This window comes from Streptosporangium sp. NPDC048047, assembly GCF_040653115.1.
GTDB lineage: Bacteria > Actinomycetota > Actinomycetes > Streptosporangiales > Streptosporangiaceae > Streptosporangium.
The window spans coordinates 1-7,568 of record NZ_JBEZNH010000108.1 but is presented as its reverse complement, the minus strand read 5'-3'; the positions used below and the strand labels follow the sequence as shown (position 1 = coordinate 7,568).

Here is a 7,568-nt window from a genome sequence, read left to right as displayed (position 1 = left end):
GATCAGCCACTATCGGCGAAGACAGCCAGAGGTCACAAAGTGATGCTGGAGTACTTAGAGCGCAGCTTGAGGAACGGAGCTCGTCACCAGCGCTGCGATGCACCGGCAGTGCACCCTGCTGGCGCTCACCGTCTGTCCCGGCCTGTCACCGGACCTGCCCCTGGCTGCGGTGGGCCGCGCCGGCCTGCTGTGCGACGGCGCGTCGGACGGAGACGCCATCAGGCGTCGTGATCGGAATGCCGAAGGCCCCGACCGCTACGCTGTGCCGCGTGAGGTGGATGGCATGTTGCTGAGGTTTCGGACCGCGAATGTGCGCTCGCTGCGAAAGGAGCAGGAACTGACGCTGGTCGCCCCCGCCGAGGCGGCCACCGCCCGCAAAGTGGGACTGGCCGACGGAACCGTCGGGGTGTACCCACTGATCGGTGTCTTCGGCGCCAACGCCTCGGGAAAGTCCAACCTGCTCGCCGCCCTGCGCGACATGCGGAACGCCGTACTGGATTCCTACGCGCTCTGGCCCTCGCTGCCGAGCATCCCCCGTCACCTCTTCGCCCTGGATCCCACGTGTGCGAACGAGCCGTCCTTTTTCGAGGTCGACGTCATCATCGACGAGGTGCGCTGGACGTACGGCTTCGAATTGGGGGCGGAGCGAGTGGAGGCCGAGTGGGTGCACAGCTATCCGCGGGGCCGGCGCCAGGAGTGGCTGGACAGGGACGCCTCCCGGCCCAATCCCTACCGCTGGCCCGGCGACCGGGTCCGGGACCGGACCCAGCTCGCCCGTCGCACCCGCCCCGACGCGCTGCTGTTGTCGGTCGCCGGTACGGACAACCATCCGCAGCTGTCGTCCCTCTTCCGCTGGTTCCAGCGCAACCTTGGCTTCATCGGCCCGGAGGTGGAGCCGGAGGACCGCAGGCGGTTCACCCAGAGGGAACTGGAAGGTGAGCGCGGCCTGCGGATTCAGGAGTTGCTACAGGTTGCAGATCTGGGCGTCATCGGCGCCGACCTCGGGAAGGAGCCGGGAAAGCAGCACACGGTCCGGTTGCTGCACCGGGCGGCCGACGGCGGGCACGTCGCCTTCGACTGGCATCAAGAGTCCTTCGGAACCCGGTCCTGGTTCGCTCTGCTAGGTCCGATGCTGCTGACCTTGCAGGAGGGGACGGTGCTGCTGATCGACGAGTTGGACGGTAGTCTGCACCCGCGTATGGCGGCCGAGGTCGTTCGCATGTTCGCCGACCCCGACGCTAACCCGGCGGGCGCGCAGCTGATCTTCACCTCGCACGACGTGACCCTACTGGGCAGCCCGAGTGGTGAACGCCTGCTGGCGCCGGAGCAGATCTGGCTGACGGAGAAGGACACCGGCGGCGCCACTCGCCTGTATCCCCTGACGCAGGCACAGCCGAGTGAGGAGGAGAACCTGACGGTGTCATACCTGGAAGGGGCGTTCGGCGCGGTGCCCGACCTGCTGGAGGGGCAGATCGCCAGGCGGATGGCGGCCGCATGGGAGTCGGAGCGGCGCCGATGATCAAGAAAGCGAAAGGCAAGGAGGCTCTTGTCCCGGCGCACGGAGGCAACGGGCGGAGACGCTCCATCTACGTCTTCACTGAGGGAAGGGTCACCGAGCCCACGTACATCGAGGCGATCAAGAGCCTGGTGGAGGTGAAGGTCAACATCCACCTCGCCAACCAGAAAGTGTCGGACGCCGACCGCAAGCCCTCCGATCTCGTTGCCGCGGCAATCAAGCTGCTGGAGCGTAAACGGCACGAGGACGACAGGGCGGGGCTGCCCCGGAGGCTGAGGACGCAGGTGTGGTGCATCTTCGATCACGACGGCCGGGAACGAAACGAGCTGACCGGTTTGCTGGCGCGAGCCGGCAAGAGCGGCGTCGAGATCGCCTTCTCCAATCCCTGCTTCGAAGTCTGGCGGCTGTCGCATCTCAAATCGGTTACCGGCACCTTCGGCGGCGTCTGCAGGCAGGCCGAAGTACGGCTCCCCCCCGCCTTCAGCCAGGTGCTGGGCGGCATCAAATACGTCACTCCTGACCAGATCGAGAAAAGATTTTCGATCGCCCGGAGGAACGCGGAGCAGATGAACGGCCGGCATCCCGAGCACACGGCACTTCCCAGCAGGGACCCCTACACCGACGTCTACCGGTTCGTGAAGGAAGGAATGGGCGTCGAGGAGTACTGACCTTCTCCTGCGTGTCTGCCCGGGATCTGGGTGATTGCCTTAAGGTTCCTATGCGCTCAGGCGCACATCCGGACGAAGCGGTGCGGGAGGAACTCACGTGGCCAAGCTCGGCCTCAGGCAACTGGAGCTACACCTTTCTGAGGCGGCCGACATCCTTGGCAGCAGGACGGAGGCCACCGAACGCTGCCGTCGCGTTCTCAGCGTGCTTTTCCTCAAGCGTTGCTCCGACCGGTTCGACGAGATGCGTGAACAGGCCACCGGGGAGAGAAGGACCGAAGGCGGAGCTCCGCAATCCCCGTACCAGGACGTGTTCTTCGTGCCGGAGCGGGCGCGCTGGCCGTTCATCGTGTCCCGGTCACGTGAAAAGGAGGTGGAGGACCTCTTCGAGAGGGCGCTGATGGACCTGATAGGGGGAAACAGCGCGCTCAGAGACGCTCTCGAGCCCATCGGCTTCGCATGGCGAACTGGCGGCATCGGGGTCTCCGACAGGGAGATCCGGCGGCTCGTCGGCCATTTCGACCGCTGTCGGCTGCGCAACGATGATCTTGAGTTTCCCGACCTGCTCGGCGCCGCCTGCGAATACCTCATCGGCGAGCTCGCCGACAAAGGCCGCAAGTGGGGAGGTGAGTTCCATACCCCGGTCAGCGTGGTCCGCATGATGAACCGCCTGGTCAAGCCCCAGCAAGGCATGCGGATCTACGACCCGTGCTCGGGCTCAGGCGACATGCTCGTCCACGCCAGGGAGTACGTCGATGAGCAGGGCCAAGACGCCCGCGACCTGTTCCTCTACGGGCAGGAGAACAACGGCGGCTCCTGGGCCGTCTCGAAGCTGAACATGACCCTGCACAATGTCCTCGACGCCGACATCCGGCACGGGGACACTCTCACCTCGCCCCGGCACGTCGAGGGCGGCGAGCTGATGCGCTTCGACCGGGTGCTCACCAGCCCGCCCTTCTCCCGGAGGCACGACCTGGCCGACTTGAGGCCCCAGGACCAGCGCTTCCGATACGGCCACACGTCAACTTCGGGCCTGATGTTCGTCCAGCACGTGCTGGCCGTACTCACCCCCACCGGCCTCGGCGCCATGCTCGCGCCGCACGGTGTGCTCTTTCGGGGCGGTGCGGAAAAGATGATCCGCCGGGGCATCCTCGAAGAGGACCATCTCGAAGCGGTCATCGGCCTGCCCCCCAACCTGCTCCACGGCACCGGTCTCCCCACCTGCGTCCTGATCCTGCGCGGCAGTGCCCGGCGTGAGGAGGAACGGCGCGGCAAGGTACTGTTCGTCAACGCCGACCGTGAGTACACCTCGGTCCGCTGGCGCAACCACCTCGCCCCCCGGCACGTCGAAAAGATCATTTCTGCCTTCGACGACTACCGGGATATCCCCGGTTTCGCCCGCGTCGTCGACATCGAGGAGTTGCGTGAGAACGACTTCAGCCTCGACATCCGCCGCTACGTCGACAACACCCCGCCTCCGGAATCCCAGGACGTGCACGCTCATCTGGAAGGCGGAATGCCTCGGGCCGAGGTGACGGCGCGAACGGACCTGCTCGCCTCGTACGGCATCGGCCCGCTGGATCTTTTCATGGAGCGGAAGCGCGGCCACGGCCCGTACCTGGACTTCCTGCCCGAAGGGCGGCGTCCGGGCCCGGATCGGCTCGCGGAGCTGGCCCGGCCACGCGAGGACGCCCTGTGGCAGGCCTTCGAGGAGGGATGGACGATCCTCGCCAGGCGGCTGGTGGACCTCGCCGGGCCGCCGGGACAGGACATGGACCGCAGTTCGGGGGAACGCAGGAGCGCGCTGATGCGGACGCGTGGCGAGCTGACGTTGATCTTCGCCGGAGCGGCGGCCGGTCCGCTGGATCGGCACGCCGTGGCGGATGCCATCGCCGAGTGGTGGGCGGAAAACAAACACCGCCTGCTGGCAGTGGCCGAGCACGGATTCGCCTCGGCGGCCGAGCAGGACGTCGTCCTGCGGGCGTTGCGCGAGAGCCTGCGGGGCGGGCTGAATGACTTCGTCGTGCGCAGACGCGGTGAACTCATCGAGACATATCGGGGGTGGGAGAAAAAGTACGCGCTCTCGTTCCGGGAGATCGAGTTCCGGCTGACGGGAGCCGCCGTCTCGCCCTCTCTGTACGGCCAGTGGGCCAGGCAGGAGCCCTGGGACTTCGCCGACTCCGGTACGCACCGTGTAGGAGTCCGCCACCGCGTCGGCCGCAGGATCCACGCCGTGATCGACACTGAGAAGGACGTCGAGGCGGAGATCGCCAAGCTGGACATCGATCGGCAGACGGTGCTCCTTCCCCTGGTGAGCCCGGTGCCTGGCTCGTCCTGGGAGTGCGAGCGCGTCCCGCTGGGTGAGGTCGTCAAATCGATCCGGTACGGCGTCATTGGACCGGTGAGTCTCGACGTCCACGGGCTGCCGGTCGTGCGGGCGAGCAACTTCGGTGACGGCGAGATGGACCTGGGGAGCCTTCGGTATCGAACCGAGCCGGCGGCGGAAAGAGATCTTCTCTGTGAAGGCGACGTCCTTCTCGACATCATGGGGAAAGGCGCGTCGGTCTGGCACGGCGACCTGCCGGAGGCGACGTTCTCCAACGACGTCATGCGTCTCACCGTCGACGACCAGCGGCTTCTTCCCGGCTATCTGGCGGAGTGGTTGCGCCATGCCGTCACCCATCGGGCCGACTCATTCGCCACGCCCAGTCCGTTCTCGCGCCTGCTGTCCGTTGAACGTCTGCGCGACCTCGACTTCGACCTGCCGGAAATGGACGCGCAGCGTCGGGTTGTGTCCGAGATCGCGGAAATCAGCAGAAAGCTCAGTGGAAGGCGGGTTCAGCTGGCCAAGTTGCGCTTGATCAAGCAGACACTCATCGGCGACTTGAGGAAGGGGAGGATGTCGGTCACCTACGTGGACTGACGCACCGCCGGAACGGACATCGGGCGGCCGGTGGAGAACCTCGGCCGCAGGAGAGTCCGGAGCGGGCCGCCGCCCGAATCGGAGCCGAAGGCGATGGCCTATAGGCCACACTGGCCGCCGAACAGCGGCGCACCACCGCGGCGGTCGCCGAGCAGCCCGACCACATCGCCGCACTGCAGGCCGCGCTGGCTGACCTGGATGCCGCGCTCACCTGGACCGATGAGATCTCAACGTCGCCGAAGCCCGCGCGCGCCGCCGAGACCGCTCGATAGAAGGCGCCGGCGGCCGCCGAGGTGGCCCGGTCGCGGAACGTCATTGCAGCCGGCCAGGCACAGCCGGGTGACCTCCGGGAGCCGCGATGGACGTACCTGACAGCGTGTGGCGTTCTCCGCAAGCACGGGAATTGATCGCCGCTCGCGACATCGGCGGCCTGATCGAATTCGCCCGGAGGGCTGGCTGCGTCGGCTCGCCGGGCCTCCACGAGAAGCTGCTCGAGGCGTATGGCCCCCGCGATGGCGGCGCCGAGCTCAGGATCCATGCCTGCCATCCTCACCCGATCAAGTGATCCACCCCAGGCAGACGCGGCAACCCCCCGCCCCGTTCCCGGGGCAAGGGCGTCACCGCGGGCTGTCAATCCACGATCTCGCCCAGCGCCGTGTCGAACGCCTTCGCCTGGTCCGGGGTCAGCTCCTTCGACACCCGCACCAACACCGGCCCCACGACATAGTCGTACTCGCTGAGCATCGGCATCTTCTTGCCGATCTGCTGGATGTAGTCGGCGCGCTGCTCCGCCTGGTCGGCGTCGTCGAATACTTCGACGCTGCCGCCGAGTTCGACGTCGCCCTTCTTGGCCCCGGCGACCTTGGCGGCGTCGACCCGCTGGTCGGTGAACGATGCCTTGGAGGTGTAGCCATTGGGGCGGCCGAGGAGCTTGTTCGGGTCGTCGTCGGCTGTGTAGGTCACGGTGGGGGAGACCGGCAGGCCCTTGTCGGCAAGTGCCTTGATGACGCCGGCGGCGTCCAGGTCGGTGCTCGCTCCACCGCAGGAGGTGAGGGCGACGGCCAGCGCTCCGGCGGTGAGGCTCATCCTCAGGCGGCGGAAGAAGGGGGTGGGCATGGGGGTCTCCATTGGCTGGGGTGGGCTCGATGTCTTGGTGATCTTCAGACGCTTGTGCGGGGTATGGCGGTTACCCGCGGGCGTCACATTCCCGGCAGGAGGCGTGGCCGGATGAGGCCACGGCACCGGCGCCGCGTGTGCGACTCCTCATCACCGGACAGCAGGTGACCCGCCCCGGCACCCTGCCCCCAACGTACGGGGTGCGCAGGTGGCTGAAGAGCCGGACAGCGTCGAGGCGGGGCGGATCGAGCGACGCGGCGCTGTGGCGAAACCTGGCGGCGCTGGTGCGCGGCTTGGGGCCGACAACGGACCTGCGGGTGCGGGCGACCGCGGACGTGTAGCGGGGCCAGCTCCGCGATGAGGGGGCTGCGGCCCCGGGGCGCTGAGACGAGCGTGCCGGTGCCGGGGGACACGAAGCCGGTCGCGATGTCCGATGCCGGTCATCACTCCAGACGATCACGCGAAGACGGGTACGGTCCGGCCATGGCCTCCCGACGCAAGACGCCCGGCCGCACTGACCGCATCCCGGCCATTTCCCCGGACCGTCTCGCGCACGGATGGTCGGGCCCGAACGGCACGAAGATCCGCATGCTGGCCGACGGCCAGGCCGACCGCTGGCTGGAACTGGTGGAGATGTCCGGCGCCGCGCACGAGGACGCTCTTCTGACCGCGGTACGCGAGGGGATGCTCGGCTGGCTGCTACCTGTGGGCCTGGCCGACGGACCACACGCCATGCGGCGCCGATTCCTCGAGGTGATCAGTGCGCGAACCGAACAAGCCGCGCTTTGCGCCATGGCGGGCCTGTCGGCTCCCCTGGTCGTCCAGGACCGTGGCGGCCGCGTGGTCGCGGCTTTGCACGCGGTCAGTCTTCCTCCGGCGGTCGTGGCCAACGCCGCCGACCGGGGCATCCCCTTCGAGATCATGATCGATGCCCTGACCGCAGTGATGAAGATCCGGGCCGTGGCCGTCGATGAACCATCGCGCGGCCAGGGCATCGGCTCGGCGCTGCTGACCCGCTGCCTGCACCTGTACTTCCAGCTCGGCTTCGGTGCCGCCTACGGCCAGTTCCGCACCGGCAGCGGCCTGGAGACCTTCTACGCCCGCCAAGGCTTCACCGTCCTGGACGAGGGCGCGGTCTTCAGTCTCCGCGACCGCCTCGGCCTTCCTTTCCGCATCCAGTCCGACCCAGGAGAGCGGATTTTCACCCGCGTGCGCGTCAGGTAGAGAGACGGCTACGACGATCAGGCGGTGAGCTGCCTGATCACCTCTCGGAAGCCGCCGACACGTCTTACAGGGTTGCGTCCACGGAGGTGGTGTATGAGTTTCCCCAGCTAGCAGGCGTGGCGCC

At 67.5% G+C, this 7,568-nt stretch carries 7 protein-coding genes; 6 read left to right on the top strand and 1 reads right to left on the bottom strand.

Annotation, left to right across the window (positions count from 1 at the left end):
- The first annotated feature begins 283 nt into the window (after nucleotides 1-283).
- From AB0D67_RS38630 to AB0D67_RS38615, 4 genes are all read left to right on the top strand, one after another.
- Entirely contained in the window at nucleotides 284-1,519 is a 1,236-nt protein-coding gene (locus tag AB0D67_RS38630) for an ATP-binding protein (RefSeq protein ID WP_362947276.1), read from the top strand.
- The gene (locus tag AB0D67_RS38625) at nucleotides 1,516-2,184 is read left to right on the top strand and encodes an RloB family protein (protein ID WP_362947274.1); all 669 of its coding nucleotides are present in this window, start codon (nucleotides 1,516-1,518) and stop codon (nucleotides 2,182-2,184) included. The genes AB0D67_RS38630 and AB0D67_RS38625 overlap by 4 nt, the downstream gene beginning before the upstream one ends.
- A 97-nt stretch (nucleotides 2,185-2,281) precedes the next feature.
- The gene (locus tag AB0D67_RS38620) at nucleotides 2,282-5,104 is read left to right on the top strand and encodes an N-6 DNA methylase (protein WP_362947271.1); all 2,823 of its coding nucleotides are present in this window, start codon (nucleotides 2,282-2,284) and stop codon (nucleotides 5,102-5,104) included.
- Between the two features lie 358 nt (nucleotides 5,105-5,462).
- Nucleotides 5,463-5,669 carry a hypothetical protein gene (locus tag AB0D67_RS38615; RefSeq protein ID WP_362947268.1) on the top strand — a complete coding sequence of 69 codons (207 nt, stop codon included), beginning with the start codon at nucleotides 5,463-5,465 and terminating at the stop codon, nucleotides 5,667-5,669.
- Between the two features lie 65 nt (nucleotides 5,670-5,734).
- Here the strand turns inward: AB0D67_RS38615 and AB0D67_RS38610 are convergent, their stop codons facing one another.
- Nucleotides 5,735-6,220 carry a hypothetical protein gene (locus AB0D67_RS38610; protein ID WP_362947265.1) on the bottom strand — a complete coding sequence of 162 codons (486 nt, stop codon included), beginning with the start codon at nucleotides 6,218-6,220 and terminating at the stop codon, nucleotides 5,735-5,737.
- Nucleotides 6,221-6,357: 137 nt separating this feature from the next.
- On the opposite strand from AB0D67_RS38610, the gene AB0D67_RS38605 reads away from it, so the two are divergent.
- Together AB0D67_RS38605 and AB0D67_RS38600 are read left to right on the top strand one after the other, a co-directional pair.
- Entirely contained in the window at nucleotides 6,358-6,561 is a 204-nt protein-coding gene (locus tag AB0D67_RS38605) for a hypothetical protein (RefSeq protein ID WP_362947263.1), read from the top strand.
- Between the two features lie 58 nt (nucleotides 6,562-6,619).
- Nucleotides 6,620-7,444, top strand: a complete 825-nt coding sequence (locus AB0D67_RS38600) for a GNAT family N-acetyltransferase (RefSeq protein ID WP_362947260.1) — start codon at nucleotides 6,620-6,622, stop codon at nucleotides 7,442-7,444.
- Nucleotides 7,445-7,568 lie beyond the last annotated feature (124 nt).